We start from the raw sequence: 26,849 nt of genomic DNA on the forward strand, positions 1-26,849 counted from the left end.
CAAAAGCGCCTATCCTGCTTGCAAAGCGAGGGCATGCTGCAATGCAGAAACATGTTGATACCATGGAATTTATCGAGCTTACGCCGGGCGCCGAGGTGAAAACCACGCGCCATGGCTGGCGCGCGAAATGCCTGCAGCGGCTGATCCGGCTGGAGCTGCCGGTGCCGCGCACCGTGGCTTTGCCCTGCGATACCGTGCGCGCGATTGCCGCCGGCCATGCCATTGATCGCGATCATCTTTCGGAGGCCTTCCCGAGCGATTTTCTAGTTTCCGTGCGTTCGAGCCCCGAGAACCCTGAATGGGGCGGGCCGGGCACGGTGCTCAATGTCGGGATGAATGATTCGATGCTGGCACGGTTGACCGAGAGCCATGGTGCCGAGGCGGCGGAGGCGTTGTATCTGCGCTTCGTGCAGAATTACGCGACCCATGTCGACCGGCTCGACCCGGACATGTTCGCCGAAGAGCCCGGGCCGGGCGCTTTGGAACGGGCGATGGCGACCTATCGACAGGAGCTTGACGAAGGTTTCCCGCAAGACCCGGTTCATCAGCTCGCGCAGGTCTTGCGCTCGATGGCCCGCGCCTGGGAGGGCACGACCGCGCGGCTTCTGCGCGAGGCCAAAGGCGCGCCGGCGGATGCGGTGCTGGGGCTTGTCGTTCAACAGATGGCGCTTGGGATCGGGCCGGGCCTGTCGGGTTCGGGGACGATCCAGTTCGTCGATAGCGTGACCGGCGCGCAGCAGATCACGGGCCGGTTCCGCGGCCAGAGCCAGGGACGCAAGCGCGCGGTCGAGACGCTGTATCTTACGCGCGACCCGCGCGGCGCTTCGCTCGAAGAGGCCAGCCCCGAGACCTTCGCCAAGCTGCAGGAGTTCGGGGATCGCTGCCGGATCGGGCTGCGCGAAGAGATGCAGCTGGAATTCGCGATCGAGAATAGCGACGTGGCGGTGATCGACGCGGTGCGGGTGGTGCGCTCGTCGCGGGCGGCGGTCCGGGTTGCGGTGCGACTGGCCGAGCAAGAGATCATCCCGCGCGAAGATGCGCTGCTGCGGGTCGAACCGCGCGCGCTCTCCGAGTTGCTGCACTATCAGGTCGATCCGCGTGCGCCGCGCGACGTGCTGGCGCGGGGCATTGCGGCCTCGCCGGGGGCGGCGACGGGCAAGCTGGTATTTTCGGCAGCGGCGGCGCAGGCCGCAGCCGCCCGCGATGAACGCTGTATTCTTGTGCGCCGCGAAACCTCCCCCGAGGATATTCGCGGCATGCATGCCTCGGTCGCGGTTCTGACGGAACGCGGCGGCATCACCAGCCACGCGGCGGTGATCGCGCGTGGCCTGGGCCTGCCCTGCATCGTCGGCTGTTCCGAGATTCAGGTGAATTCGCGCGATCGCAGCCTGACCGGCCCCAAGGGCCGGGTGTTCCGCGAGGGTGACCTGGTGACGCTGGATGGCTCGTCGGGCGAGGTGCTCGTGGGCGAGGCGGCGATGTTGGAGCCCGCGCTGGACGAGGGATTCCAGACGCTGCTGCATTGGGCGGATACCGTGCGCGACATTGGCATTCGCGCCAATGCCGACACGCCCGACGATGCGCGCACCGCGCGGATGTTCGAGGCCGACGGCATCGGCCTGTGCCGGACCGAGCACATGTTCTTTGACGAAGATCGTCTGACCGTGATGCGCGAGATGATCTTTGCCGATACGCCCAACGACCGGCGCGTGGCGCTGGAGCGGCTGTTGCCGATGCAGCGCGAAGACTTCAAGGCGCTGTTCGACATCATGGCGGGGCAGCCGGTCTGCATTCGTCTGTTCGACCCGCCACTGCACGAATTCCTGCCGCATGGCCGCGAGGGCATGCGCGAACTAGCCGAGGCGCTGGATCGCCCTCTGTCCGAGGTGACGCGCCGGGTCGAGGCGCTCTCGGAGTTCAACCCGATGCTGGGGATGCGGGGCGTGCGCCTTGGCGTGACCGTGCCGGAAATCTACGACATGCAGGCCCGCGCAATCTTCGAGGCCACGATCGAGGCCAGCGAGAACGGCGCGCAGGTCGTGCCCGAGATCATGATCCCGCTGGTTTCGGCGCAGCGCGAGGTCGAGATCGTCAAGACCCGGATCGACGCGGTGGCGAGCGCGGTCAAGAACGAGCGGAAGGCCGATTTCACCTACCGCCTCGGCGTGATGGTGGAGACGCCGCGCGCCGCGCTACGGGCCGGCGAGATCGCCGAACATGCGGCCTTCCTCTCTTTCGGGACGAACGACCTCACGCAAATGACCTACGGTTTGTCGCGCGATGACGCGGGCCGTTTCATGTCGACCTATGTCAATCAGGGCGTCTATTCCGAAGACCCGTTCCATATTCTCGACGTGGAAGGGGTGGGCGAGTTGCTCCTGATCGGGGCCAGCCGAGGGCGTGCGGCGCGTCCGAATGTGACGATTTCGGTCTGCGGCGAGCATGGCGGCAACCCCGAATCAATTGCATTTTGTCGCGCGGCAGGAATGGATTACGTTTCGTGTTCGCCGTTCCGGGTCCCTGTAGCGCGCCTTGCGGCCGCGCATTTTGCACTTTTGGCGCCACGCAAGGGCGGGCCGTTCTGATCGCGCGTCCGTAACAAAATTTTTGCATAAATTTCATAAGCCTAAGGCTGAATGGCCTTGGGTCGGTCTGGTTTTTCTGTCGGGCCGATAGGCGGGTTTTTGCCGCAGTGCAGCAATTTCTTTGCCCGTTAATTGCGCATTTTATAGACTTGAATTGGTTTTGAGGTTATTCGGCGCCCGTTCCGGTTAACCGGGGCGGCAACTTATCGGAAGTAGTCAATGTCTATGCTGAAGAGCTGGGCGGGGGGCGCATTGCTCTCTCTCGTCCTCGCCGGAGGCTTGCATGCCGAGGTCACGGTAAGCCAGTCTAACGATCCGAACGCAGTCGAGGAGCAAGGGCTTCTTGCGCTGATGTTTCAGGAAAAGGCCGCGCTGAATGCGGTTTCGTCTGCGCGTGTGCAGGCCCTTACCCGGGCTCCGCAAGCGCGTGGTGGCAACAAGACGATCAATCCTGAGCAACTCGCCTGTCTGAGCGATGTTGTTTACCACGAAGCGCGCGGCGAGAGCGTCGCGGGGCAGCAGGCCGTTGCCGAGGTCGTGCTGAACCGGGTCGACGACCCGGCGTTTCCGAACACCGTTTGCGGTGTCGTCTATCAAGGCAGCAGCCGTGGGTGCCAGTTCAGCTGGACCTGCGACGGGCGTTCGGACAACATCCGCAATGCTCAGGCCTATGCCCGTATCAAGGATATGGCGCGCGACATGCTGTCGGGCGCGTCGCGCGACCTGACCGATGGCGCGACCTATTTCCACACCCCGGCGGTTCAGCCGTCGTGGTCGCGGAAATTCACCCGCACCACCAAGATCGGGGCGCATATCTTCTATCGCAAAGGCAAGCGCGTCGCGGCCAACTGAGGTCGCGGGGCGTCGGCGAAATGACGTTTCGGGGTGGGCCAAGGCCCGCCCTTTTTCTATGATCGCGCCAAACAGCCCGGAACAGGCCATGACCAGCGATATTTCTCTTGCCTTCGCGCATCCCGAAGAGCGCGCGCTCGCATCCGCCCCGGCGGACCCGCGCGACCGGATCAGTTTGCGCGATCACGTGGTCGAAGCCGATATCGGTGCTTTCCAACAAGAGCGCGGCCAGCAGCAACGCCTGCGCTTCAACGTGGTGGTCGAGGTCCGGCCCGCGCCCGCGCCGCTTGACGATGACGTGGACCGGATCCTTAGCTACGACCGGATCACCGAGGCGATCGCGGCTGAACTGGCGGCGGAGCGGCTGAACCTGCTGGAAACGCTGGCCGAGCGTGTGGCCGAGCGCGTGTTGCTGGAGCCGCAGGCGATGCGCGTTTTCGTGCGGGTCGAAAAGCTCGACCGCGGCCCCGGCGCGCTTGGCGTCGAGATCGTGCGATCGCGTGCCTCGGTGCCAGTGCAAGCGCTGGCCGAGGATGGCTCCGAAGAGGCGTTGCACCCGGTTGTGGCCTATCTGTCGAACGATGCGATCCTGGCCGAAGACCTCGGTGCGCGGCTCGATGCGCTGCAAGCCAGCGGCGCGCCGGTGATCCTCGCGGTCGGCATGCCCGACCTGCCGGTGCCGATGACCGGGCAGAAGCCGACGCAACGGCGCATCAACCTGCTCGCGATTGAGCAGAACGCCTGGGTTCTGGCCGCGCGCGATCCGCGCTGCGTCGTTGTCGCGAGCCGCACCGAGATCGACTGGGCGATGAAACACGGGCAGATGGTGGTTTGGGCGCCGTCCAAGATCGTGCTCGATGCGGTTGACGGCCCGAAGGCGCCCGCACGCGATGCCGTGGCGCTGACGCTCTGGCTGGCCGAGCAATTGGCGGCGCAACGGCTGGAGCTTCACGGCGATGTTTCAGCTCCGGCAGGAAGCCGCGTGCCGGTCGAGGCGTATCCGCTCTGAGCCCTTGCCAAGCCGCGCCCGATCGGGTGAATGGAGCCATGAGCAAGGTTTACTATCGCCCGATCGCCCGCACCGATACCGCCCGTTCCGAAGCCGCGCTGCCGCTTGCCGGTGGCTGGTGCTGGTTTGACGAGGTCGAATGGATCGAGCGCGGTGGCACGCGCGAGGTTCTGCCCGCCTCTCATCTGCCCGAAGACGTGCTGGAGCGGCTGACCACGCGCCGCGCGCCGGTCGCAGGCCTCGGGATGGAGCGCCCGCGGATCATGGGTATCCTCAACCTTACGCCCGACAGCTTTTCCGACGGCGGTCTTTTCGACGACCCCGAACTGGCGCTGGAACGCGCCGAGGCGCTGATCACGGCGGGCGCGGAGATCCTTGATATCGGTGGCGAATCCACCCGGCCCGGTGCTCAGGAAGTGCCCGTCGATGAGGAGATTGAGCGCACCGCTCCGGTGATCGCGACGCTGCGCGACATGGGCTTCGAAGCGCCGATCTCGATCGACACGCGCAAGGCGCTGGTCGCGGATGCGGCGGTCGAGGCGGGCGCGGATATGTTCAATGACGTCTCGGCGATGGAGTTCGACCCCGAGATGGTCGAGCTGACCGCGATCACGGGCCTGCCGATCTGCCTGATGCATGCGCAGGGCCTGCCCGAGACGATGCAGGACGACCCGAATTATGGAGACGTGTTGCTGGAGGTGTATGATTACCTCGAAGAGCGCATCGCGCTGGCCGAGGCGCATGGCATCTCGCGCGACAAGATTGTGGTCGATCCGGGGATCGGCTTTGGCAAGACGCTGGAGCACAATCTGACGCTGTTGGCCGGGCTCAGCCTGTTCCATACGCTGGGTTGCCCGATCCTTTTGGGGGTGTCGCGCAAGCGGTTTATCGGTGAAATCGGTCAGGCCCCTGAGGCGCGTAATCGCGCGCCGGGCACGCTCGCGGTGACGCTTGCGGCACTGGGGCAGGGGGCGCAGATCCACCGCGTGCACGATGTCGCGGAAATCGCCCAAGGGCTGCGGCTTTGGGAAGCGATGACAATAGGTTACGGCGAGGGGGACGAGGCATGACGCGCAAGCTTTTCGGCACCGACGGGGTGCGTGGCGAGGCCAATAGCGGCAATATGACCGCCGAAATGGCGCTGCGTCTGGGCGCGGCTGCGGGGCGGTATTTCCGCCGCGATCATTCCACCCGCCACCGTGTGGTAATCGGCAAGGACACGCGGCTGTCGGGCTATATGTTCGAGAATGCGCTGACCGCGGGGCTGACCTCGACCGGGATGAACGTGCTGTTGCTCGGGCCGGTGCCGACGCCGGCGGTGGGCTATCTGACGCGTTCGATGCGCGCCGATCTTGGGATCATGATCTCGGCCTCGCACAACCCGGCAAAAGACAATGGAATCAAGTTCTTCGGCCCCGATGGCTTCAAGCTCTCGGACGAGGCCGAGGCGGAGATCGAGGCGCTTGTCGCGGGTGAAATCCAGCTCGCGCAGCCGATGAATATCGGGCGTGCGAAGCGGATCGACGACGGCCTTGGGCGCTATGTGGAATACGCGAAAACCACCTTCCCGGCGCGCGGACGGCTCTCGGGGCTGAAGGTGGTCGTCGATTGCGCGAATGGCGCGGCCTACAAGGCGGCACCCGAGGTTCTTTGGGAGTTGGGCTGTGAGGTGATCCCGGTCGGTGTGGCTCCGAACGGATTGAATATCAACGAGAAATGCGGCTCGACCTATACGCAGACCTGCGCCGAGGCGGTGGTCGCGCATGGCGCCGATCTGGGGATCAGCCTCGATGGCGATGCCGATCGGGTGATGATCGTTGATGAAACGGGTCGTGTGGCCGATGGCGATCAGATCATGGCGCTGTTCGCGCGCCGCTGGGCCGAAGCCGGTACGCTGCGCGGCGGGGCGCTGGTTGCGACGGTGATGTCGAACCTCGGTCTTGAGCGGTTCATGGACAGCCTCGGGCTGGGGCTGGAACGCACCGCCGTTGGCGACCGTTACGTGGTTGAACGGATGCGTGCGGGCGGCTTTAACCTTGGCGGCGAGCAATCGGGCCATATCGTGATGACCGATTTTGCCACCACCGGCGACGGGCTGATGGCGGGGCTGCAATTCCTGGCTGCCATGGCCGAGACCGGCCAGCGGGCTTCGGAGCTGGTGCGGCAATTCGAAACCGTGCCGCAGATGTTGAAAAATGTGCGCTATCAGGCAGGACAAGCACCCCTGGACGCTGAAAATGTTCGAAAAGTGATTGAGGTCTCGGAGGCCGAGATCGCTGGCAAGGGCCGAATCCTGATCCGGAAATCCGGGACCGAACCGCTGATCCGGGTGATGGCGGAATGCGAGGATGAGGCACTTCTGACCCGCACGGTCGAGCGCATCGTCGAGGCGGTTGAGGCGGCGGCGGGCTGAACCTCAGCGCGCTTCAAACAGGTAGGCGTAGCCCCCCAGAAGGGCGATGAGGCAGCTTACTGCGGTCAGAAGCAGCCCGGCGAGCACCCAGCCGCCGCGCGCCGATGTGCGTGCCCGGACCTTGAAAAGCGCCAGCAACAAAAGTGCCTGCCAGACCGCCGAGGCCGCAAAAACGCCGCCCAAAAACCCGTTCAGGGCGCCCGGCGCGCTTGCCACGATCAATCCGACCACGAGCATCAGCACGGGCACGGTGAAGAGCTGCACCCCGTAGTTGCCCAGCCAGAACGTATCCCCGAACCCGAGTTGACCGGAGAGCAGCTCCTTGAACCAGCGCAAGGAGAAATACCGCGCGCGGGTTTCGGCGATTTCCTCAAGTTCGGTTTCGGTCGGATTGGTCATGGCGCGGCTCCTGTTTGGCGGGACCCTGAACGAAAAAGGGGCGCCCTGCAAGGCGCCCCCCTGATGCGAATGGCCGCAGCTTAGTTGCGCGACTTGTCGACCATCTTGCCTTTCGAGATCCAGGGCATCATGGCGCGCAGACGCTCGCCGACCTGCTCGATTTCATGCTCGTCGTTGATGCGACGGGTCGCCTTGAAGAAGGGCTGGCCGACGGCGTTTTCCTGCATGAAGTCACGCACGAACTTGCCGGTCTGGATGTCGGTCAGCACGTCTTTCATGCGCTTCTTGGTTTCTTCGTAGGGCAGAACGCGCGGGCCCGAGACATACTCGCCGTATTCGGCGGTGTTCGAGATCGAGTAGTTCATGTTCGCGATGCCGCCTTCGTAGATCAGGTCGACGATCAGCTTGGTTTCGTGGAGGCACTCGAAATAGGCCATTTCCGGCTCGTAGCCAGCTTCCACGAGGGTCTCGAAGCCGCAGCGGATCAGCTCGACCAGACCGCCGCAGAGCACGGCCTGTTCGCCGAACAGGTCGGTTTCGCATTCCTGACGGAAGTTGGTTTCGATGATGCCCGAACGGCCGCCGCCGATAGCCGAGCAGTAGGACAGCGCGATATCCTGCGCCTTGCCGGTCGCGTCCTGATGGACGGCGAAGAGGCAGGGCACGCCGCCGCCTTTGGTGTATTCGCCACGCACGGTGTGGCCCGGGCCTTTCGGCGCCATCATGATGACGTCGACGCCGGCTTTCGGCTCGATCAGGCCGAAATGCACGTTCAGGCCGTGGGCGAAGGCGATCGCCGCGCCTTCGCGCAGGTTGTCGTGCACATATTTCTTGTAGGTGTCGGCCTGCAGTTCGTCGGGCATGGTGAACATGATCACGTCACACCAGGCGGCGGCTTCGGCGATGCCCATCACGGTCAGGCCTTCGGCTTCGCATTTCTTCGCCGAGGCCGAGCCTTCGCGCAGCGCGACGACGATGTTCTTGGCGCCCGAGTCGCGCAGGTTCAGCGCGTGGGCATGGCCCTGCGAGCCGTAGCCCAGGATGGCGACTTTTTTGTCTTTGATCAGGTTCACATCGCAATCGCGATCGTAAAACACGCGCATGGCGGTCCTCCATTGGTTTCTGACGCCAAGATAGGCGCTGGCGGAGGAGGTTCCGTTCAATGATTGAGGATCTTTTATTAAATACGGAATTGTCATTCGTAAATTGTAATATTATGAAAAATTCATGCAGATTGATGATGCCGACCGACGACTCTTGCGCCATCTGATGGCCGACCCCGCCTTGCCGACGGCCGAGCTGGCCGAGCGCGCGGGGCTGACTGTGGCCACCTGCTGGCGGCGGCTGGAGCGGCTTAAGGAGCGCGGCATCCTGCGTGGCGAGGAGGCGCGCATCGACTGGCGCGCACTGGGGTGGGAGGTCGAGGTGTCGCTGCGTTTCACCCTCGACAAGACCAATCCGCGCGCCTTCGACGAGTTCATCTCGGCCGCGCGCGAGGTGCCGGAAGTCATTGAAATCCAGACATTCCTTGGGCAGACCGACCTGCGCCTGAATATGATCGCGCGCGACATGCAGCACTATCAGGAGATCTACCGCGAGCGGATCCTCGCGCTGCCGCATATCGCCGATCTCGATGCGCTGATGCTGGTCGCGACGATCAAGGAGAGCGCGGAGTTGCCGCTGTGATTGCGCTCGATGATCTGGATCGCGCGATCCTGCGCGCGCTGGTGGAGGATGCCTCGCAAAGCGCGGGCGCCTTGGGGCGGGCGCTTGGCCTGTCGCAGCCAGCCTGCTGGCGGCGGATCCGGCGGTTGGAAGAGGCGGGGGTGATCGCGGGGCGGCGGCTCGATCTCGACCAAGCAGCGCTTGGATTCGGCGTCACCGTTTTCCTGGGCATCAAGCTGGCGACACGGGGGCGCGTCAGCCTCGAAGATTTCGAGCGCGCCGTGACTGCTATCCCCGAAGTACAGGTGGTGCAGCACGTGCTCGGCCGCTTCGACTACCGGCTGCGGGTGACCGCGCGGGATATTGCGGATTTTGAGCGGGTGCTTCGGCGCCGGGTCATGACCCTGCCCGGAGTGGGGCAGGTTGAGGCCAATGTCCTCCTTTCGGAAGAGCGTCGCCCCGGACCGCTGGGCTAGTTTTCACTTTGCCCATTTTGTGGGCGCGCTGCCCTAATCGCGGGCGGCGCGTGCCCGCCCGTTCGGCTTGTTCGCCCAAATCGTGGGCGACTCATGGACCAACCTGACAGCTGCGCCTCTGATCATTCGCGGAGGTAAAGATGTTCGACGCGCCCAGTCAATTGCCCGGCCAGATTTCTATGCAGCGCAGCCATGGCGAGGCGGCGGTCGCCTTCGCGCAGGCTGAGGCGGGGGCACGGCTGACTGGCCTGCGCCAGCGCGGTTCGGCCAAGGCCCTGCTGCCGCGCGTGCGTGGCGTGCCTGAGGTGGTGTTTCTGAATACGTCGGGCGGATTGACCTCGGGCGATACGCTTTCTTATGCGATCGATATTGAGGGCGGTGCGCGGGTCGTTGCGACTACGCAAGCGGCCGAGCGCGCTTATCGTGCCGAGGCGGGGCCTGCTGATGTGCGCGTGGCTCACCGGGTCGGGCCGGGCGGATGGCTGGACTGGTTGCCACAGGAGACGATCCTGTTCGACCGGGCGAACTTGCGCCGCCAGACCCGCATCGATCTTGCGCCCGATGCGGGCTGCTTGCTGCTCGAAGCGGTGGTTCTGGGCCGTGCGGCGATGGGCGAGCAGGTCGAGACATTACAGTTTTCCGACATACGAGAGGTTTATCGGGCCCAAAAACCCGTGTTTATCGAGCCTCTCATGCTGAATTCCGACATTTTGCAGCGACGAGGCAATCCGGCGCTCCTGTCCGGGGCGCGCGCCTTCGCGACCCTTGCCTTGATCGCGCCGGGGGCCGAGGACGCGCTTGAACCCGCGCGCCGGGCGTTGGGCGAAGCGGGCGTCGAGGGCGCGGCTTCGGCCTTCGACGGCAAACTGGTGCTGCGGCTTTTGGCGGCGGATGGCTGGCCGCTGCGCCGCCAGATCCTGAAACTCATGGACGTGCTGCGCCGGGGTGCACCCCCGCCGCGCGTCTGGCAACTTTAAGAGGACAAGATGAACCTGACCCCGCGTGAAAAAGACAAGCTCTTGATTTCGCTGGCGGCGATGGTCGCGCGCAACCGTCTCGCGCGCGGCGTCAAGCTCAACCACCCCGAGGCGATCGCCATCATCAGTGATTTCGTCGTCGAGGGCGCGCGCGAGGGCCGCTCGGTCGCCGACCTGATGGAGGCGGGTGCCCATGTCATCACTGCCACGCAATGCATGGAAGGCATCCCCGAGATGATCCATTCTATCCAGGTCGAAGCCACCTTTCCCGACGGCACCAAGCTCGTAACCGTCCATCACCCGATCCGCTGAAGGAGCATCCGATGAAGAAACTTGCCCTGTTCGCCGCGTTCCTGCCCTCGGCCGCGCTGGCCCATGCCGACCACAGCCATGAGGCGCTGAGCGCCGAGCACATGATGGCCTCGCCCTTCCACATCGGCCTGACCCTTGCCGCGATTGTCGGCGTTGGCGTCGTGGCGCGGATCCTGTGGCGCGAGGCGCGCGCCGAACGCGAGCGGAGCACCCGCAAATGATCCCGGGCGAGGTGTTTCCCGCCGAGGGGGAGATCGTGCTGAATGCGGGCTCGGAGGCGATCACGCTGATGGTCTCGAACACGGGCGACCGGCCTGTGCAGGTCGGCAGCCACTATCATTTCGCCGAAACCAACCCCGGTCTCAGCTTTGATCGCGAGGCCGCGCGGGGCATGCGCCTCGATATCGCGGCGGGCACGGCGGTGCGCTTCGAGCCCGGCCAGACGCGCGAGGTGCGGCTGGTGCCCTATCTGGGCGCGCGCAGGGTTTTCGTTTTTAATCAAAAGGTTATGGGGGATCTCTGATGCCGGCCACGATTTCTCGGGCGACCTATGCCGACATGTTCGGCCCGACTACGGGCGACAAGCTGCGGCTGGCGGATACCGACCTCATCATTGAGGTTGAACGCGACCTGACCACCTATGGCGAAGAGGTGAAATTCGGCGGCGGCAAGGTGATCCGCGACGGTATGGGCCAGTCGCAACGCTCGCGCGCCGAGGGGGCGGTGGATACGGTCATCACCAATGCGCTGATCGTCGATCACACCGGCATCTACAAGGCCGATGTGGGCTTGCGCGGCGGGCGGATCGCGGCGATCGGTAAGGCGGGTAACCCCGACACCCAGCCGGGCGTCGACATCGTCATCGGGCCGGGCACCGAAGCCATTGCCGGCGAAGGAAAAATCCTGACTGCGGGCGGGATGGACGCGCATATCCATTTCATTTGCCCGCAGCAGATCGAAGATGCGCTGGCCTCCGGCATCACCACGATGCTGGGCGGCGGCACCGGCCCTGCGCATGGCACGCTGGCCACGACCTGCACGCCGGGGCCCTGGCATATCGGGCGGATGCTACAGTCGTTTGAGGCCTTCCCGATGAACCTCGCGCTTTCGGGCAAGGGTAATGCGAGCCTGCCCGGCGCGCTTGAGGAAATGGTCAAGGCGGGCGCCTGCGCGCTGAAGCTGCACGAGGACTGGGGCACCACGCCCGCCGCAATCGACTGCTGCCTGTCGGTGGCCGATGATCTCGACGTGCAGGTGATGATCCACACCGACACGCTGAATGAATCCGGCTTCGTTGAAAACACGCTGGCCGCGATCAAGGGGCGCACGATCCACGCTTTCCACACCGAGGGCGCGGGCGGCGGGCATGCGCCGGACATCCTCAAGGTCGTGGGCGCGCCGAACGTGATCCCGTCCTCGACCAACCCGACGCGGCCCTATACCGCGAACACGGTCGAGGAGCATCTCGACATGCTGATGGTCTGTCACCACCTCGACAACAAGGTGCCCGAGGATGTGGCCTTCGCCGAAAGCCGGATCCGCAAGGAGACCATCGCCGCCGAGGACATCCTGCATGACATCGGTGCGATGTCGATCATCTCGTCCGACAGTCAGGCGATGGGGCGCGTGGGCGAGGTCATCATTCGTTGCTGGCAGACCGCCGACAAGATGCGCAAGGGGCGCGGGCGCCTGCCCGAGGAAGCCGGGGCGAATGACAATTTCCGCGTGCGCCGCTATATCGCGAAATACACGATCAACCCCGCGATCGCGCATGGGATTTCCGAGCATATCGGCTCGGTCGAGGTGGGTAAACGCGCCGATCTCGTGCTGTGGAACCCGGCGTTCTTCGGGGCGAAACCCGAGATGGTGCTGATCGGCGGTTCGATCGTCTCGGCGCAGATGGGCGACCCGAACGGCTCGATCCCGGCGCAGCCCTTCTACACGCGCAACATGTTCGCGGCGTTTGGCAAATCGCTGACGGCTTCGGCGGCGACGTTTGTCTCGGCGGCGGCGCTGTCCGAGGGGGTGGGTGGCAAGCTTGGCCTTGAGAAAGAGCTGATCGCGGTGCGCAACACCCGCGGGATCGGCAAGGCCGATATGGTGCTGAATGCGGCGACGCCCAAGATCGACGTGCATCCCGAGACCTACGAGGTGCGCGCCGATGGCGAGTTGCTGACCTGCGAGCCGGCGAAATCCTTGCCGCTGGCGCAGCGCTATTTCCTGTTCTGAGAGATCAGTGCAGGGCGGGGTTGGTCAGCAGGCGTCTGCGCGGTTTCGGGCGCAGTCCGGCCAAAGGGTCGGGTGCGGGCTCAAGCGGCGGGAAGGCCGCGTTGGCGGCCAGTCGGCTGGGGCGCAACACGCGCATCACCCGCTCGCGCTGATAGGCCGGGTCGTTCCGGATCTCCGGCGGCAGGAGCCGCGGCTCGAAAACGGTGTGGCGCTGGGTGACGAGTTCGATCTTGTGCCAGCGCCCGCGGCGCGGCATGGCGGCGTCGGTCAGATAGGCCATGCGCAGCACGGCCTCGCGGCGCTTCAGGCGGGCGATTTCGGCGCGGATATCGGCCAGCTCGTCGGCGGGGCTGAGGGGATGCAACATCGCGGCGATTCCTTTCTGGATCCGATGCAGGATCGTCGCGCAGTCTTAAGATCGGACTAAGAGGCAAGAGTTATGAGCGATTATCCCAAGGCCGTGTCGGTGGCGCCCAAGGGCGGCTGGATGGCTCCGGTCGACCACGTGGCGCTGGATTACGAGGCGCGTTTCCTGCGGCGCAAGCGGCTGGTGGCGGCCTCGGGGGCAGGGTTTCTGGTGGACCTGCCCGAGGTGACGAACCTTCTGGGGGGCGAGGCTTTCGTGCTCGAAGACGGACGGTTTATCGAAGTGCGCCCGGCGCTTGAGCCGGTGCTGGTCGTCAAGGGCGACCTGGCGCGGCTGGCGTGGCATATCGGCAACCGCCATACGCCTTGTCAGATCGAGGCCGGGCGGCTGGTGATCCGGGCCGATCACGTGCTGGAGGCCATGCTGAAAGGTCTGGGCGCCGAGGTTTCCCCCTCGATCGAGCCGTTCCAGCCCGAAAGCGGCGCCTATGGCATGGGCCGGACGATGGGCCATGACCACGGCCACAGCCATGGGCATGGCCATGATCATACGCATGATCACGGGCACCACCACCATCACGACCATTCCCATGGCTGAGGCGGACGACCTCGCGCTGTTGCGGCTGGTGCAATGGCTCTCGCCCGCGTTTCCGACGGGGGCATTCGCCTATAGCCACGGGCTTGAGCAGGCGATTGCCTCGGGGGATGTGCGCGACGAAGAGGGGTTTGCCGCCTGGCTCGCGGATATTCTTGACTATGGGGCGGGCTGGAATGACGCGGTGCTGCTGGCCTGTGGGTTGCGGGGCGAGCCGCTGGACGCGTTGGCCGATCTGGCACGGGCGCTGGCGGGCTCGGCCGAGCGGCTGCGCGAAACGACCGAGCAAGGCTCGGCCTTTGGTCGGGCTCTGGCGGAGATGACGGGGCGGAAGGCTGCGGCGTCCGAGCCCTTGCCTGTCGCGCTGGCCCGTTCTGGGCGGGAGCTGGGTTTGCCTGTCGAGCGGATAATTGCAGTTTTCCTGCATTCCTTTGCCTCTAATCTTGTCTCTGCCGGGGTCAGATTTATACCTTTGGGACAATCGGCAGGTCAGCGCGTTCTGGCAGAACAGCACCTGCGGATCGCGGGGATCGCTGCGCGCGCCGCTTCGGCCGGGCGCGGGGATCTGGCCTCTTCAGCCTTCCGCGCCGAGATGCAGGCGATGGCGCATGAGACGCTGGACGTGAGGATTTTCAAGACATGAGCCGCGGCGATCAACGGGCCGCATGCGGCGCAGGACGAGTTCGAGGAGAAAGACGATGAGTAACGGACCTTTGCGTGTGGGGATCGGTGGGCCGGTGGGCGTGGGCAAGACTACGCTGACCGAGCAACTGGCGCGGGCGCTGGCCAGCCGCTGCTCGATGGCGGTGGTGACGAATGACATCTACACCCGCGAGGATGCCGAAGCGCTGATGCGCGCGCAGGTGCTGCCGGCCGAGCGGATCCGGGGTGTTGAGACCGGCGGCTGCCCGCATACCGCGATCCGCGAGGATGCCTCGATCAACCTCGCGGCCATCGCGGATCTGAATGCGCAGTTCCCGGATCTGGATCTGGTGCTGATCGAATCCGGCGGCGATAATCTGGCTGCGACCTTCAGCCCCGAACTGGCCGACCTGACGATCTATGTGATCGACACGGCGGCGGGGCAGGATATTCCGCGCAAGAAGGGGCCGGGGGTGACGCGCTCGGACCTGCTGGTGGTCAACAAGACCGACCTCGCGCCCTATGTGGGGGTGGATCGCGATTTGCTGGAATCGGACACCCAGGCGGCGCGGGGCGCGCGCCCCTATGTCATGGCCGAGCTGCGTCACGGGCGCGGAATCAGCGAAATTATCGACTTCCTCGAACGGGACGGCGGCCTTGAGTTGACGCTGCGACAAGAGGGCGCGGCGGTTTTCTGAGCAAATTGCCGCCTCCTTTTGCCGCGATGCTCGCGTTTTAGGCGCAGTTTGTGCAAATTATTTAGGCAGATATCGCCCCCGCCCTTCGCGGCGGGGGCTTTTCGTTGAGTGCCGCGGTGCAGCGCGGTTTCCTCATTTCGGCGCGGGAAGGAGCCGTGCCGGAACCATAACCCGAGGCCGGAGGCGCCCGAAACTCCGACGGCCAAGGCATCCATCAACAGGGAGCCGCCCCGGAACGCCGCTTTTGGCGACCGGCTTCGTGCGGCCCAATGAAACGAGGGACGAAACATGAAATTCACCAAAAGCCTGCTGCTCGGCGCATCGCTTGCCTCGCTGATCGCCTCGGGCGCTCTGGCCGAAGGCGACACGATCAAGGTCGGCGTTCTGCACTCGCTCTCAGGCACGATGGCGATTTCGGAAACCACGCTGAAGGACACCGTTCTGATGCTCATTGACGAGCAGAACAAGAAGGGCGGCGTGATGGGCAAGCAGCTTGAGGCGGTCGTGGTCGACCCGGCCTCGGACTGGCCGCTGTTCGCCGAAAAGGCCCGTGAGCTGATCACCGTGAACGATGTTGACGTGATTTTTGGCTGCTGGACCTCGGTGTCGCGTAAATCGGTTCTGCCGGTGATCGAAGAACTGAACGGCCTGCTGTTCTACCCGGTGCAGTATGAGGGCGAAGAAAGCTCGAAGAACGTGTTCTACACCGGCGCCGCGCCGAACCAGCAGGCGATCCCGGCCGTCGACTATTTCCTCGAAGAGCTCGGCGTCGAGAAATTCGCGCTCTTGGGCACCGACTACGTCTATCCGCGCACTACGAACAACATCCTCGAGGCCTATCTGAAGGGCAAGGGCATCGCTGCCGAGGATATCTTTGTGAACTACACGCCGTTTGGCCATTCGGACTGGTCGAAGATCGTGGCTGACGTCAAGGCGCTGGGCGCTGACGGCAAGAAAGTCGGCGTGATCTCGACGATCAACGGCGACGCCAACATCGGCTTCTACAAAGAACTCGCCGCTGCCGGTATCTCGGCCGACGATATCCCGGTCGTGGCCTTCTCGGTCGGCGAAGAGGAACTCTCGGGTCTCGACACCACCAACCTCGTCGGCCACCTCGCCGCGTGGAACTACTTCCAGTCGGCGGAAAGCCCCGCCAACGAAGAGTTCGTCGCTGCGTGGAAAGCCACGATGGGCGACAACCGCGTGACCAACGACCCGATGGAAGCGACCTATATCGGCTTCAACATGTGGGTGAATGCGGTCGAAGCGGCGGGCAGCACCGAAACCGACGCGGTGGAAGCCGCGATGATCGGCCAGGAATTCCCGAACCTGACCGGCTCGATGGCCACCATGCTGCCGAACCACCACCTGACCAAGCCGGTGCTGATCGGCGAAATTCAGGCCGATGGCCAGTTCGACATCATCTCGCAGACCGACCCGGTGCCGGGCGACGCCTGGACCGACTTCCTGCCGGAATCGGCGGTGCTGGAATCGGATTGGAAAGACCTGAAATGCGGGATGTACAACACCGAGACCAAGACCTGCGTGCAGCTCAAGTCGAACTACTGATTTCCCTCTGAAGCTCGGGGAGGGCGGTGCGCCGCCCTCCCTGCCGAACAAGGAGCCGGTGGCAGGCATGCGACACAGATTTTTGGCGCTGACGGCAGCTTTGTGCCTCGCGCTTCCTGCTTTTGCGCAGGAAACTCCCCCTTCCGCCGAGGTTTCCTCCTCCGAGATTTTCGCCCCCGAAGCTGCTGGCGAAGCCCCCGCCCTGACCGGGCTGGCCGCGGTTCTGGCGACCTATTCGGGCGATATCGCCAAGCCTTCGCGCAAGACGATCGGCCCGGTGATTGCCGAGATCGGCGCTGCGGGCGAAGGCGCCCCCGCCTTTCTGGCTGCCTGGGCCGACAAACGCGTGGGGCAGGCCAAGGATGGCCGCTTTTACCTTATCGAGAAGACCAAGGACGGCTACGCGCTGACCGATCCGGTGACGGGTGCGGCGGCGGGTACGGTGCCGAAATCCGAGCTCTCCGAGCTGAAACCCAACGCGGGCGTGCGCGGGGTGATCGCCTCTGCGCTGGTCGAGTTCCAGCTCTCCGACCCCGATCCCGCCCAGCGGCGTGCGGCGCTTGATGCGCTGGCGCGCAATGGCGCGGCCGAGCATCTGGAGCCGCTGCGCGCCTCGATCGAGACCGAAGCCGACCCGGCGATCCGCGAACAGAAAGAACGGCTTGAACGGTTGCTGACGGTGCGTTTTGGCACGAGTTCCGAAGAGCGCGTCGCCGCGATCGAGCATTTCAACGGGGACCTTGCGCTGGATGTGCGGGGCGCGCTCAATCCGATCGTGGTGATCACGCGCAAGGTGTTTGAAGGTGCGGCCGAGGGCAATGTCGCGCAGGTGCTGCGTGTCGGCAAAGATCTCGGCGAGGAAGAGGCCTATCTCTTGCTGGTCGAGGCCGGGCTTGCCCCCGCGCGCCTGACCGCATCAGAGCGCCGCGCGGTGCTCGAGGCCAATATCGACGCAGGCGCGGTGGCGGGGGTGCCGATTGCGGAACTGGACGATCCGGCCAAGCGCAACGCCGCCTACAAGGCGCTGGTCGCCGAGGGCAAGGCCCGCGCGGCGCTGACCGAACGGGAAATCGGCGCGGCGCTGGCGGGGTTCACCTTTGCCGATGTCTATTCCGAGACCGACGCCACCGTGACCGCGGCCGCCGCGTTGGCGCTGCAGGCGATCGACACCAAGGTCGGGGTGATGCAGGCCGCCGACCTCGGGCTTGATGCGCTCTCGCTCGCGTCGATCTATTTCCTCGCGGCGATCGGGCTTGCGATCACCTTCGGGGTGATGGGCGTGATCAACATGGCGCATGGTGAGTTCATCACCATGGGCGCTTACACCGGTTACGTGGTGCAGCTTTATATCGCGGATTACACGACCTCGATCCTCGTCGCGCTGCCGCTGGCCTTCCTGATTACCGCGGGTGCTGGAGTTGCGATGGAGCGGCTGGTGATCCGCCATCTCTACAAGCGCCCGCTGGAAACGCTTTTGGCGACCTTCGGGATTTCCATCGCGCTGCAGCAGATCTTCAAGAATATCTTTGGCACGCAGGCACGGCCCTTGACCTCGCCGGCCTGGCTCGATGGCGCCTGGATGATCAACGATGTCGTCTCGATCAGCTATATCCGCATCGCGATCTTCGTGCTGGCGCTGATTTTCCTCGCGCTCTTCCTCTGGGTGATGAAGCGCACGCGGCTGGGCCTTGAGGTGCGCGCGGTCACGCAGAACCCCTCGATGGCGGCTTCGATGGGGATCAACCCCGACCGCATCAACATGCTGACCTTCGGGCTTGGCTCGGGGATCGCGGGGATCGCGGGGGTGGCGATTGGGCTGTTTGCCAAGGTCACCTCGGAGCTTGGCTCGGATTACATCGTGCAAAGCTTCATGACGGTCGTCGTGGGTGGTGTCGGCAATATCTGGGGCACGCTCGCCGGCGCGACGCTGATCGGCTTCCTGCAAAAGACCATCGAGTGGTTCAACCCCTCGAACACGCTGGCGGCGCAGACCTATATGATCCTGTTCATCATCGCCTTCATTCAATTCCGGCCGCGGGGCATCATCGCCCTCAAGGGCCGCGCGGCGGGGGATTAAACCATGGCCATCAAACCCGGTTTCCTGTCCAAGAACCCTTCGGTCCTTGTGTTCCTGCTGGTGCTCGCGGCCTTCACGCTGGGCGTCACGCTGATGTCCGAGGCCTACGGCGCAGGGGTGGTTTCTACCTCCTTCGTCAAGACGCTTGGCAAGACGCTGTGCCTGTGCCTGATCGCCATCGCGATGGACCTGATCTGGGGCTACACCGGCATCCTGAGCCTCGGCCATTTCGCCTTCTTCGGGCTGGGCGGCTACATGATCGGCATGTGGCTGATGTATGCCCGCACCCGCGAGATCGTGCTTGGCTCGCAAGGCGCCCTGCCGCCGACACCGCAGGAATTGCAAGACGCGATCGCCACGCAGATCTTTGGCGTGGTGGGCACTTCGGAGCTGCCCGCGATCTGGAGTTTCGCCGGATCGCTGCCCGCGCAGCTCGCGCTGGTGGTGCTGGTGCCGGGGCTGCTGGCGCTGATCTTCGGCTGGCTCGCCTTCCGCTCGCGCGTGACGGGCGTCTATCTCTCGATCCTGACGCAGGCGATGACGCTGGCGCTCTCGCTCTACCTGTTCCAGAACGAAAGCGGGCTGCGTGGCAACAACGGGCTTTCGGGCCTGCAGAACATCCCGGGCGTCGCGGCGGATCAGGATCACCTCTCGATCTGGTTCCTCTGGGCTTCGGCGGGGATGCTTGCGGCGGGCTACATGCTGGCGGCTTTTGTGACCTCGGGCAAGTTCGGCTCGGTAATGCGCGGCATCCGCGACGACGAGGCGCGCGTGCGCTTTCTCGGCTACTCAGTCGAAAGCTACAAGCTCTTCATCTTCACGCTGACGGCGGTGATCGCAGCGATTGCGGGGGCGCTTTATTACCCGCAGGCAGGCATCATCAACCCCGGTGAGATGGCGCCCATCGCCTCGATCTATCTGGCGGTCTGGGTGGCGATCGGCGGGCGCGGGCGGCTTTACGGCGCGGTCGTGGGCGCGGCCTTCGTCAGCCTCGTGTCGACCTGGTTCACCGGCGGGCGCGCGCCCGACCTGAACCTTGGCTTTTACACGGTGAAATGGGTCGACTGGTGGCAGGTGCTCTTGGGCCTCAGCTTCGTGCTGGTCACGCTTCTGGCGCCCAAGGGGCTCGCGGGGCTGGTCGATCTGGTGCAGGGCCTGCGCCATCCGAACCGGGGCGGCGACCCGATGGGGCCGGGCGACGGCTCGCTGCGTGAAGAGGAGGCCGTGGAATGAGCGGAACCGGAACGCTTCTGGAAGTCTCGGGGATCTCGGTCACCTTCGACGGGTTCCGCGCGATCAACAACCTCAGCTTCAGCATCGGCGCCTCCGAGCTGCGCGCGATCATCGGCCCGAATGGCGCCGGCAAGACGACCTTCATGGATATCGTCACAGGCAAGACCTCGCCCGACGAGGGCTCGGTGCTCTGGGGCGAAATGAGCCAGAACCTGTTGCGCATGAACGAGGCACAGATCGCGCGCGTTGGCATCGGCCGCAAGTTCCAGCGCCCGACGGTGTTCGAAGATCAATCCGTCGCCGAAAACCTTCTGATGGCGCTCAAGGCCGCGCGCGCGCCCTGGCGGGTGCTGTTCTGGCGCCCGGGCGCGGGCGATCACGCGCGCGTCGAGGCGCTGGCGGCGCAGGTGGGCCTCGGCGACGCGCTCGAACGCAAGTCGGGCGAGCTTAGCCACGGGCAGAAGCAATGGCTGGAAATCGGCATGCTGCTGGCACAGGAGCCCAAGCTCCTGCTGGTCGACGAGCCCGCCGCCGGCATGACGCTGGCCGAACGTGAACAGACCACGGCCCTCCTGGTCGATCTGTCCAAGACCCGCGCGGTGGTGGTGGTCGAGCATGACATGGAATTCGTGCGCCGCCTGAACTGCAAGGTCACGGTGCTGCACGAAGGCTCGGTCCTCGCCGAAGGTTCGCTCGACCACGTGACGGCGAATCCGAAAGTCATCGAAGTTTATCTGGGGCGCTGACATGCTGAAAACTCAAGGATTGACGCTCCATTACGGCGGCTCGCAGATCCTCTACGGGATCGACATGGAGGCCCGCGCGGGCGAGGTGACCTGCATCATGGGCACCAATGGCGTGGGCAAGACCTCGCTGCTGAAGGCGATCGCGGGCACCAAGATCCGCTCGGGCGGCGAGATCACGCTCGATGGCGCGCCCGTGGGCAAGGTGGCGCCGCAGGAAATGGCGAAACGCGGCCTAGGCTACGTGCCGCAAGGCCGGATGATCTTTCCGCTGCTGACCGTGCAGGAAAACATGGAAACCGCCTTTGCCTGCCTGCCGCGCTCCGAGCATTTCATCCCCGACGAAATCTACGAGCTCTTCCCGATCCTCAAGGAATTCCTGCATCGTCGCGGCGGCGACCTCTCGGGCGGGCAGCAACAACAGCTGGCCATCGCGCGTGCGATGCTGATGAAGCCCAAGGTGCTCCTGCTCGACGAGCCGACCGAGGGCATCCAGCCCAACATCATCCAGCAGATCGGCCGCGTGATCAGCTACCTGCGCGAAAAGGGCGACATGGCGATCATCCTCGTCGAGCAGTATTTCGACTTCGCGCACGACCTCGGCGATCGTTTCTACGTGCTCAAACGCGGGGCGGTCGCGATGGAAGGCACCAAGCAATCTCTGACGCGGGAAAGCCTGCGCGAAGTGGTCAGCGTCTGAGCCTGCGGCCTCTGTGGAATGCGTATTTGGGCCAAGAAGAAACCCTAGGGGCTTTCTCCGGCCCCTTCACTGAGCCGAAAATACTCCGGGGGTGAATTTTCCGTAGGAAAAGAGGGGGCAGCGCCCCCTCAGGGCCTCAGCGCACGCCAAGCCCCGCCTTCATCAGGGTCTTGCGCACCGGCCCCAGCGAATAGAGCGCCCCCAGAACGCCCGCGCGCAGGTCGCGTAGCGGGCGCGCCTCGACCATCGAGGCGCGGTTCAGCAGGTCGATCCCGATCTCGCGGGCCTTCACCTCGGGCCAGCGGCGCCGGTTGTAGGCCGCGAGCATCGCAGGCTCGCCGATATGGGCGGGGTCCTTCTGACACAGCTCGAGCAGGCAGGTCAGGTCGGCCAGCGACATGTTCAGCCCCTGCGCCCCGATCGGCGGGATGACATGGGCGGCCTCGGCGATCAGCGCCACGCGCTGCGCGGTGAAGCGCTCGGCGATCTGGGTCATCATCGGCCAGACCGAGCGGCGCGTGGCCAGCGTGAGCGGCCCCAGGATGCCGGTCGAGCGTGCGTTCATCTCGGCTTCGAATTCGGGGACGGGCAGGGCGGCGAGGCGGTCGGCCTCGGGGCCGCGCTCCATCCAGACGATGGCCGAGCTGTGCAGTCCGTCGCGATCAGGCAGAGGCACCAGCGTGAAGGGGCCGCCCGAGCGGTGGATCTCGGTCGAGACGTTGTGATGCGGCTCGGGATGGGTCACGGCGAAGGCCAGCGCCTTCTGGCCGTAGCGCGTGGTTTTCACGCGCAGGCCCGCAGCCTCGCGGATGAAGGAGTTGCGCCCGTCGGCGGCCACCACGAGGCGCGCATGAACGCGCGTGCCGTCCGAGAGCGTCACCTCGGCGCCCGCCTCGCGGGTGATCAGCCCCGCGGTCGCGACGCCCGCGCGAAAATCGACGAGCGGCAGTTCCGCCAGCCGCGCCACCATTTCGCGGCGCAACAGCCAGTTCTGCAGGTTCCAGCCGAAGGGCAGGTCCGAGAGCTCAGAAGCGTTGAAATCGCGCGTCAGCCGCGCCTCGGGCTTTTCGCCGCCCGCGTCGATGATCCGCATGATCTGCAAGGGCGCCGCATAGGGTTCAAGCCGCGCCCAGAGCCCTGCGGCTTCCAGAACGCCGCGCGAGGGATGCAGGAAGGCCGTGGTGCGCATGTCGGCGCCAGCTTCGGCCTCGGAGGTCACCGGCGGCGCCGGGTCCACGCAGAGCGTGCGGAAGCCAGAAGCACCAAAGACGGCCGCTGCGGTCAGCCCCGCAACGCCGCCTCCGGAAATGAGGATATCGGTGTCGATCACGTCGCTCATGTGGCTCATCTCCGTCTCCGTTCCGGCGCCATATTAACGCCCGGCAAGCAGAAGGCCAGAGCGTCGGATCAGCTGCCGGCGGTCATCACCACGAGCAGGGCCATCATGACCCAGGTCGCGATTACGCCCCACATGATCAGGCCGCCGAGGCCGAAGACCACGGTCGCGCCAGCGGCGGTCGCGATCAGGAAAAGAGCGATGATCCAGGCGGTGCTGGACTTGACGGGGGCGGTGGCGTGATCAGCGGCCATTTAGAATCTCCCTATGGATGATCGTTCCAAGAACTTCGGGCTCTCTTAGCGGTCAGGCGCCTAAAAAGCATGGATTATACGTGAGCCAAATTGTCGCAGTTGCTGCGCTGCGGCGAAAAGGCAACAGCCGACTCAGAGGCGCAGGCGCGCGAGGAATGCCGCAAGGTCATCCGTGTGGTGATGGATATGCGCCGGCGGCTCGGCCAGCGGCTCGGGTGCGACATGGACACAGCGCATTCCCAGCGCATGCGGATGGGCAAGGTTGCGCGGGTCGTCCTCGAACATCGCGGCCTGACCGGGCGTGACCCCCGCGCGGGCAAAGACCGTGTCGAAGGCCTGCGCGTGGGGCTTGGGGTGGAACTCGGCATGTTCGACGCCATAAACCCCGTCGAAAATCCCCGACAGCCCGCGCGCCGCCAGAACCCGCTCGGCATAGGGCGCGCAGCCGTTGGTATAAACGATCTTGCGCCCGGGCAGGGCCTCAATCTCGGCGCGCAGGGCCGGATCGGGGCGCAGATGCGCCAGCGAGATATCATGCACATCGCTCAGATAGGGGCCCGGGTCGACGCCATGCTCATGCATCAGCCCCGCCAGCGTCGTGCCGTAAAGCCGCCAGTAATGGTCGCGCAGGTGGTCGGCCTCGTCGTGCCCGACCTTGAGCGCGCGCATCACGAAATCGGTCATCCGGATCTCGATCTGGTCGAACAGCCGCGCCGAGGGCGGATAGAGCGTGTTGTCGAGGTCGAAAACCCAGTCTCGTACGATCGAAAAATCGAGCGGCGGGCGATGCGTCGGGGCGGCAGAGTGGTCCATCGCGCGAGCCTAGCGCTGCCTCTGCGGCGGGGCAATGGGGCGCAGGGGCGCTTGTCTCTCGGGCGGGCCGGTCCTAATGTGCTCCATCGGACTGGCAAGCGCGACGGAGGAGCGATGCAGAAGGACGCCTATACCCTGATCCTCGAGGCGATCGACAGCGGGATCTACCGCCCCGGCGATCGGCTGGTGGAATCGGAGCTGGCGGAACGCTTCGGCGTCTCGCGAACGCCGGTGCGCGAAGCCCTGCAACGGCTCGAAACACAATCGATGCTGGCCCGCGATGGTCGCTCGCTGATCGTGGCCTCGCTCGATCACAACCAACTCGCCGAGCTGTACGTCGTGCGTGCCGAGCTCGAAGCCCTCGCCGCGCGGCTGGCGGCGAAACACGCCGCCCCCGAAGAGATCGCGGTGCTGCAGGAAATGATCGACGAAGACCACGGCAAGCTTGGCGATCCGGCGGCGCTCAGCCGCGCCAACCGCCGCTTCCACCATCAGATCCATCTCGCCTCGCACAACCGTTATCTCGTGCAACAGCTCGACCTCGTGCACCGCTCGATGGCGCTCCTCGCGACGACCTCGCTCGCGGTCGAGGGCCGGGGCACCGCCGCGCTCGACGAGCATCAGGCCATTGTCGATGCGATCCGCGCGGGCGATGGCGAGGCGGCGGCCGGCGCGCTGCGCGCCCATATCTCGAAAGCCTTCGAAACCCGCCTCAAGCACGACGCAGGCTCCGACGCGAAGCCCGGCTGAGCCCCTTCATTTTGCCAGAAATATCCCGGGGTCCGGGGCAGGGCCCCGGTCGCGGGCTTGGCCTTGACGCTCAGTCGATCTGGGGCGCGACCGGCACGCGCGCGGGCGCAGGCGGCGGCGCGCTGGCCGCAAGAATGTCGCCCACCATCCCCGAGCGCGACCGCGGCTGATGCGGCGCCACCGTGTCGAAGACGCCATGCACGGTCTTGTCCCAGTAGAAGGGCTTGGCAATCACCTCATACAGCGCCTTCCAGCCCGCCAATGCCGCGAGCGGAAAATAGAAATGCAGGCTCGGCACCCAGGGTATCAGGTGGCGATGGCCGCGCCCGCGCACCGCCCAGAGCCCGAGCGCGATATTCACCGCCTCGCTCAGCGCGAAAAAGCTCATGTTCGCATACAGGAAAGGCTTCGACATCAGCGCCTCGACCGGGTGCCAGATGCCCAGCGGGATCAGCCACATCGACCAGAACAGCGGCGCAAAGACGAATTGCGTGAGCGCGCCGAGGATCAGAACCTGCACGCCAAAGAACCGCTTCGGCCCCAGCTCGCGCCAGAGCCGCGCGGGGTTGCGCATATGCACCGCCCAGGTCATCGCATAGCCCTTCAGCCAGCGCGAGCGCTGCTTGATCCAGGGCAGGGTGCGGCAGTTGGCCTCTTCGTGGGTGACGGTGTCGACCAGCTCGGTGCGCAGCCCGTGGCGCGCGAGGCGGATGCCGAGGTCCGCATCTTCGGTGACGTTATGCGCGTCCCATCCCCCCAGCGCCTCCAGCGCCGCGCGGCGAAAGAACAGCGTCGTGCCGCCGAGCGGGATCACGAAGCCCAGCCGCGCGATGCCGGGCAGGAACACCCGGAACCAGGCAGCGTATTCGATGGTGAAGCAGCGCGCGAGCCAGTTGGTGCGCGGGTTGTAGTAATCGAGCCGCCCCTGCAGGCAGGCGACCTCTGGGGCGGCATGGGCGAAGTGGCGCGCGACTTTGTGGAGTTGCTCGGGCTCGGGCGCGTCTTCGGCGTCATAGACCCCGATGATCGTGCCGCGGCAGAAGCTCAGCGCATAGTTCAGCGCGCGCGGCTTGGTCTGGATCGGGCCGGTCGGCACCGTCACCACCCGCATCCAGCGTGGCAGCCGGCTTTGCGCCAGCGCGTTGCGCGTCATCAGGTCGTCTTCTTCGACCACCAGCAGGATATCCAGCAGCTCGCGCGGATAGTCGAGCCGCCCGAGCCGCTCAATCAACCGCCCGGCGATGTCGCGTTCATGGAACAGCGGCACCATCACCGAGATGATCGGCAGGCGGGGCAGGGGCCGCGCAGGCGCTTGCTGCCGGCTCAGGTGGCGGGCGCGAAACTCGGCCAGGAAGGCCGCGGTCTTGAGCCCCTGCGACAGCACCAGCGTCAGCATCAGCCAGCCGAAGAGCAGCGCAAACACCTCGATCGGCGCCAGCATCAGCCCGATCAGCGCGAGGCTCAGCACCGCCAGCGCCAGCCGCGAGGCGCGCGCTTCGTTGCGCGTACGGCAGGACTTCTCTGGATCGACCTTGGTCTCGGCACGGCGGATCAGCGCGGTCTGGCGCCGCGCCAGCAGGCTGTCGTGGATGTCGCGCTCGGGGGCGAGCACCATGCGATAGGGCGCGAACCGTGCGGGCAGGCGGGCGCGCAGCGCGGCGAAGTCTTCGGGGCGCGCGGTGGCGATCAGCGTCGTGCCGCCGATCTGGCGCCACGGAACCATGCTCTCGGTCAGGCAGGTTTCGGGGCCGATCGCGTCGATCAGGCGCGGATCGGGGGCCTCGGCGTAAAGGTCGACTACCGCGGCCTTCCATTGCCGCGCGAGCCCCGCCATCAGCGCGGTTTCCGTCACCCAGCCATGGGCCAGCAGGATGTCGCCCAGCCGCACGTCCTGCCGGTTGCGGATCGCCAGCGCCTTGAGCAGGTCGCCGGGGCTGATCGCCTCCATCTCAAGCAGGATCTGACCCAGCGGCGTGCGCCCGGGCTGGGGGCGGGGCGTCGTGGTCTCGGTGGAGGTCAGGCCGGGGCGGTTGAGAAAGACCGAAAGCGAAATCGGCGCGGCCTCGGCGTTGAGGCTCGGAACGATTCTGTGCTGCGCGTCGGCCATGGCTCGCCCCCGATTAACCTTGGCAGAGTGACGATGCGAAGGTTAATGG

28 protein-coding genes are annotated in these 26,849 nt (G+C 65.3%); 21 read left to right on the forward strand and 7 right to left on the reverse strand.

The genetic code is table 11. From position 1 onward, the window contains the following. Positions 1 to 41 precede the first annotated feature (41 nt). The 5 genes from CLN94_RS04725 to glmM all read left to right on the forward strand — a co-directional run bounded on the left by CLN94_RS04725 (position 42) and on the right by glmM (position 6,859). Positions 42 to 2,585 carry a putative PEP-binding protein gene (locus CLN94_RS04725; protein ID WP_096431692.1) on the forward strand — a complete coding sequence of 848 codons (2,544 nt, stop codon included), beginning with the start codon at positions 42 to 44 and terminating at the stop codon, positions 2,583 to 2,585. A gap of 219 nt (positions 2,586 to 2,804) precedes the next feature. Continuing rightward, positions 2,805 to 3,437: a cell wall hydrolase gene (locus CLN94_RS04730; protein ID WP_096431694.1), complete on the forward strand. Its 633-nt coding sequence runs from the start codon at positions 2,805 to 2,807 to the stop codon at positions 3,435 to 3,437. 88 nt (positions 3,438 to 3,525) lie between these two features. Further along, complete coding sequence (locus CLN94_RS04735; protein WP_096432201.1) at positions 3,526 to 4,446, forward strand: dihydroneopterin aldolase; 921 nt, start codon at positions 3,526 to 3,528, stop codon at positions 4,444 to 4,446. A 38-nt stretch (positions 4,447 to 4,484) separates the two neighbouring features. Continuing rightward, positions 4,485 to 5,516: a dihydropteroate synthase gene (folP, locus tag CLN94_RS04740; RefSeq protein WP_096431696.1), complete on the forward strand. Its 1,032-nt coding sequence runs from the start codon at positions 4,485 to 4,487 to the stop codon at positions 5,514 to 5,516. Next, positions 5,513 to 6,859: a phosphoglucosamine mutase gene (gene glmM, locus CLN94_RS04745; RefSeq protein ID WP_096431698.1), complete on the forward strand. Its 1,347-nt coding sequence runs from the start codon at positions 5,513 to 5,515 to the stop codon at positions 6,857 to 6,859. The genes folP and glmM overlap by 4 nt, the downstream gene beginning before the upstream one ends. Positions 6,860 to 6,862: 3 nt before the next feature. On the opposite strand, the gene CLN94_RS04750 is transcribed toward glmM, so the two are convergent. Together CLN94_RS04750 and ilvC are read right to left on the reverse strand one after the other, a co-directional pair. After that, positions 6,863 to 7,258 carry a hypothetical protein gene (locus CLN94_RS04750; RefSeq protein ID WP_096431700.1) on the reverse strand — a complete coding sequence of 132 codons (396 nt, stop codon included), beginning with the start codon at positions 7,256 to 7,258 and terminating at the stop codon, positions 6,863 to 6,865. A gap of 80 nt (positions 7,259 to 7,338) precedes the next feature. Further along, entirely contained in the window at positions 7,339 to 8,361 is a 1,023-nt protein-coding gene (ilvC, locus tag CLN94_RS04755) for a ketol-acid reductoisomerase (protein WP_096431702.1), read from the reverse strand. Between the two features lie 124 nt (positions 8,362 to 8,485). On the opposite strand from ilvC, the gene CLN94_RS04760 reads away from it, so the two are divergent. The 7 genes from CLN94_RS04760 to ureC all read left to right on the forward strand — a co-directional run bounded on the left by CLN94_RS04760 (position 8,486) and on the right by ureC (position 12,917). Then, positions 8,486 to 8,944: an Lrp/AsnC family transcriptional regulator gene (locus CLN94_RS04760; RefSeq protein WP_096431704.1), complete on the forward strand. Its 459-nt coding sequence runs from the start codon at positions 8,486 to 8,488 to the stop codon at positions 8,942 to 8,944. Then, the gene (locus CLN94_RS04765; RefSeq protein ID WP_096431706.1) at positions 8,941 to 9,399 is read left to right on the forward strand and encodes an Lrp/AsnC family transcriptional regulator; all 459 of its coding nucleotides are present in this window, start codon (positions 8,941 to 8,943) and stop codon (positions 9,397 to 9,399) included. The genes CLN94_RS04760 and CLN94_RS04765 overlap by 4 nt, the downstream gene beginning before the upstream one ends. 140 nt (positions 9,400 to 9,539) lie before the next feature. Continuing rightward, positions 9,540 to 10,376: an urease accessory protein UreD gene (locus CLN94_RS04770; RefSeq protein WP_096431708.1), complete on the forward strand. Its 837-nt coding sequence runs from the start codon at positions 9,540 to 9,542 to the stop codon at positions 10,374 to 10,376. 9 nt (positions 10,377 to 10,385) lie between these two features. After that, positions 10,386 to 10,688, forward strand: a complete 303-nt coding sequence (locus CLN94_RS04775) for an urease subunit gamma (protein ID WP_096431710.1) — start codon at positions 10,386 to 10,388, stop codon at positions 10,686 to 10,688. An 11-nt stretch (positions 10,689 to 10,699) separates the two neighbouring features. After that, on the forward strand, positions 10,700 to 10,909 hold the full coding sequence (locus tag CLN94_RS04780; protein WP_096431712.1) for a hypothetical protein: 210 nt from the start codon (positions 10,700 to 10,702) through the stop codon (positions 10,907 to 10,909). Beyond that, complete coding sequence (locus tag CLN94_RS04785; protein WP_096431714.1) at positions 10,906 to 11,211, forward strand: urease subunit beta; 306 nt, start codon at positions 10,906 to 10,908, stop codon at positions 11,209 to 11,211. The genes CLN94_RS04780 and CLN94_RS04785 overlap by 4 nt, the downstream gene beginning before the upstream one ends. Then, positions 11,211 to 12,917, forward strand: a complete 1,707-nt coding sequence (gene ureC, locus CLN94_RS04790) for an urease subunit alpha (RefSeq protein WP_096431716.1) — start codon at positions 11,211 to 11,213, stop codon at positions 12,915 to 12,917. Before CLN94_RS04785 ends, ureC begins: the two co-directional genes overlap by 1 nt. A 4-nt stretch (positions 12,918 to 12,921) precedes the next feature. On the opposite strand, the gene CLN94_RS04795 is transcribed toward ureC, so the two are convergent. Next, positions 12,922 to 13,284 (reverse strand): hypothetical protein, encoded by a 363-nt coding sequence (locus tag CLN94_RS04795; protein WP_096431718.1) that lies wholly within the window; start codon positions 13,282 to 13,284, stop codon positions 12,922 to 12,924. A gap of 72 nt (positions 13,285 to 13,356) precedes the next feature. Between CLN94_RS04795 and CLN94_RS04800 the strand changes: the two genes are divergently transcribed. The 8 genes from CLN94_RS04800 to urtE all read left to right on the forward strand — a co-directional run bounded on the left by CLN94_RS04800 (position 13,357) and on the right by urtE (position 21,540). Beyond that, a complete protein-coding gene (locus tag CLN94_RS04800) occupies positions 13,357 to 13,881 on the forward strand; it encodes an urease accessory protein UreE (RefSeq protein WP_096431720.1) in 525 nt (174 codons plus the stop codon). Then, the gene (locus CLN94_RS04805) at positions 13,874 to 14,521 is read left to right on the forward strand and encodes an urease accessory protein UreF (RefSeq protein WP_096431722.1); all 648 of its coding nucleotides are present in this window, start codon (positions 13,874 to 13,876) and stop codon (positions 14,519 to 14,521) included. Before CLN94_RS04800 ends, CLN94_RS04805 begins: the two co-directional genes overlap by 8 nt. A gap of 55 nt (positions 14,522 to 14,576) precedes the next feature. Further along, entirely contained in the window at positions 14,577 to 15,218 is a 642-nt protein-coding gene (gene ureG, locus CLN94_RS04810) for an urease accessory protein UreG (RefSeq protein WP_096431724.1), read from the forward strand. A 288-nt stretch (positions 15,219 to 15,506) separates the two neighbouring features. Continuing rightward, positions 15,507 to 16,787, forward strand: coding sequence for an urea ABC transporter substrate-binding protein (urtA, locus tag CLN94_RS04815; RefSeq protein ID WP_096431726.1), 1,281 nt, complete (start codon positions 15,507 to 15,509; stop codon positions 16,785 to 16,787). A gap of 67 nt (positions 16,788 to 16,854) precedes the next feature. Beyond that, a complete protein-coding gene (urtB, locus tag CLN94_RS04820; RefSeq protein ID WP_096431728.1) occupies positions 16,855 to 18,864 on the forward strand; it encodes an urea ABC transporter permease subunit UrtB in 2,010 nt (669 codons plus the stop codon). 3 nt (positions 18,865 to 18,867) lie between these two features. Further along, on the forward strand, positions 18,868 to 20,097 hold the full coding sequence (urtC, locus tag CLN94_RS04825; protein ID WP_425439440.1) for an urea ABC transporter permease subunit UrtC: 1,230 nt from the start codon (positions 18,868 to 18,870) through the stop codon (positions 20,095 to 20,097). After that, positions 20,094 to 20,843, forward strand: coding sequence for an urea ABC transporter ATP-binding protein UrtD (gene urtD / locus CLN94_RS04830; RefSeq protein WP_096431730.1), 750 nt, complete (start codon positions 20,094 to 20,096; stop codon positions 20,841 to 20,843). The genes urtC and urtD overlap by 4 nt, the downstream gene beginning before the upstream one ends. A gap of 1 nt (position 20,844) precedes the next feature. After that, positions 20,845 to 21,540: an urea ABC transporter ATP-binding subunit UrtE gene (gene urtE / locus CLN94_RS04835; protein ID WP_096431732.1), complete on the forward strand. Its 696-nt coding sequence runs from the start codon at positions 20,845 to 20,847 to the stop codon at positions 21,538 to 21,540. Positions 21,541 to 21,676: 136 nt separating this feature from the next. Here urtE and CLN94_RS04840 read toward each other — a convergent pair whose 3' ends face one another. The 3 genes from CLN94_RS04840 to CLN94_RS04850 form a co-directional block, all read right to left on the reverse strand. Further along, positions 21,677 to 22,888 carry a UbiH/UbiF family hydroxylase gene (locus CLN94_RS04840; protein WP_425439441.1) on the reverse strand — a complete coding sequence of 404 codons (1,212 nt, stop codon included), beginning with the start codon at positions 22,886 to 22,888 and terminating at the stop codon, positions 21,677 to 21,679. A 59-nt stretch (positions 22,889 to 22,947) separates the two neighbouring features. Then, a complete protein-coding gene (locus CLN94_RS04845) occupies positions 22,948 to 23,130 on the reverse strand; it encodes a hypothetical protein (RefSeq protein ID WP_096431736.1) in 183 nt (60 codons plus the stop codon). Positions 23,131 to 23,262: 132 nt separating this feature from the next. Next, a complete protein-coding gene (locus CLN94_RS04850; protein ID WP_096431738.1) occupies positions 23,263 to 23,943 on the reverse strand; it encodes a pyrimidine 5'-nucleotidase in 681 nt (226 codons plus the stop codon). A 114-nt stretch (positions 23,944 to 24,057) separates the two neighbouring features. Between CLN94_RS04850 and CLN94_RS04855 the strand changes: the two genes are divergently transcribed. Then, positions 24,058 to 24,693 (forward strand): GntR family transcriptional regulator, encoded by a 636-nt coding sequence (locus tag CLN94_RS04855; protein WP_096431740.1) that lies wholly within the window; start codon positions 24,058 to 24,060, stop codon positions 24,691 to 24,693. 70 nt (positions 24,694 to 24,763) lie between these two features. On the opposite strand, the gene CLN94_RS04860 is transcribed toward CLN94_RS04855, so the two are convergent. Continuing rightward, entirely contained in the window at positions 24,764 to 26,800 is a 2,037-nt protein-coding gene (locus CLN94_RS04860) for a glycosyltransferase family 2 protein (protein ID WP_096431742.1), read from the reverse strand. Between the last annotated feature and the right edge of the window lie 49 nt (positions 26,801 to 26,849).

The sequence above is a fragment of the Pseudothioclava arenosa genome (genome assembly GCF_002358085.1).
Classification (GTDB): domain Bacteria; phylum Pseudomonadota; class Alphaproteobacteria; order Rhodobacterales; family Rhodobacteraceae; genus Pseudothioclava; species Pseudothioclava arenosa.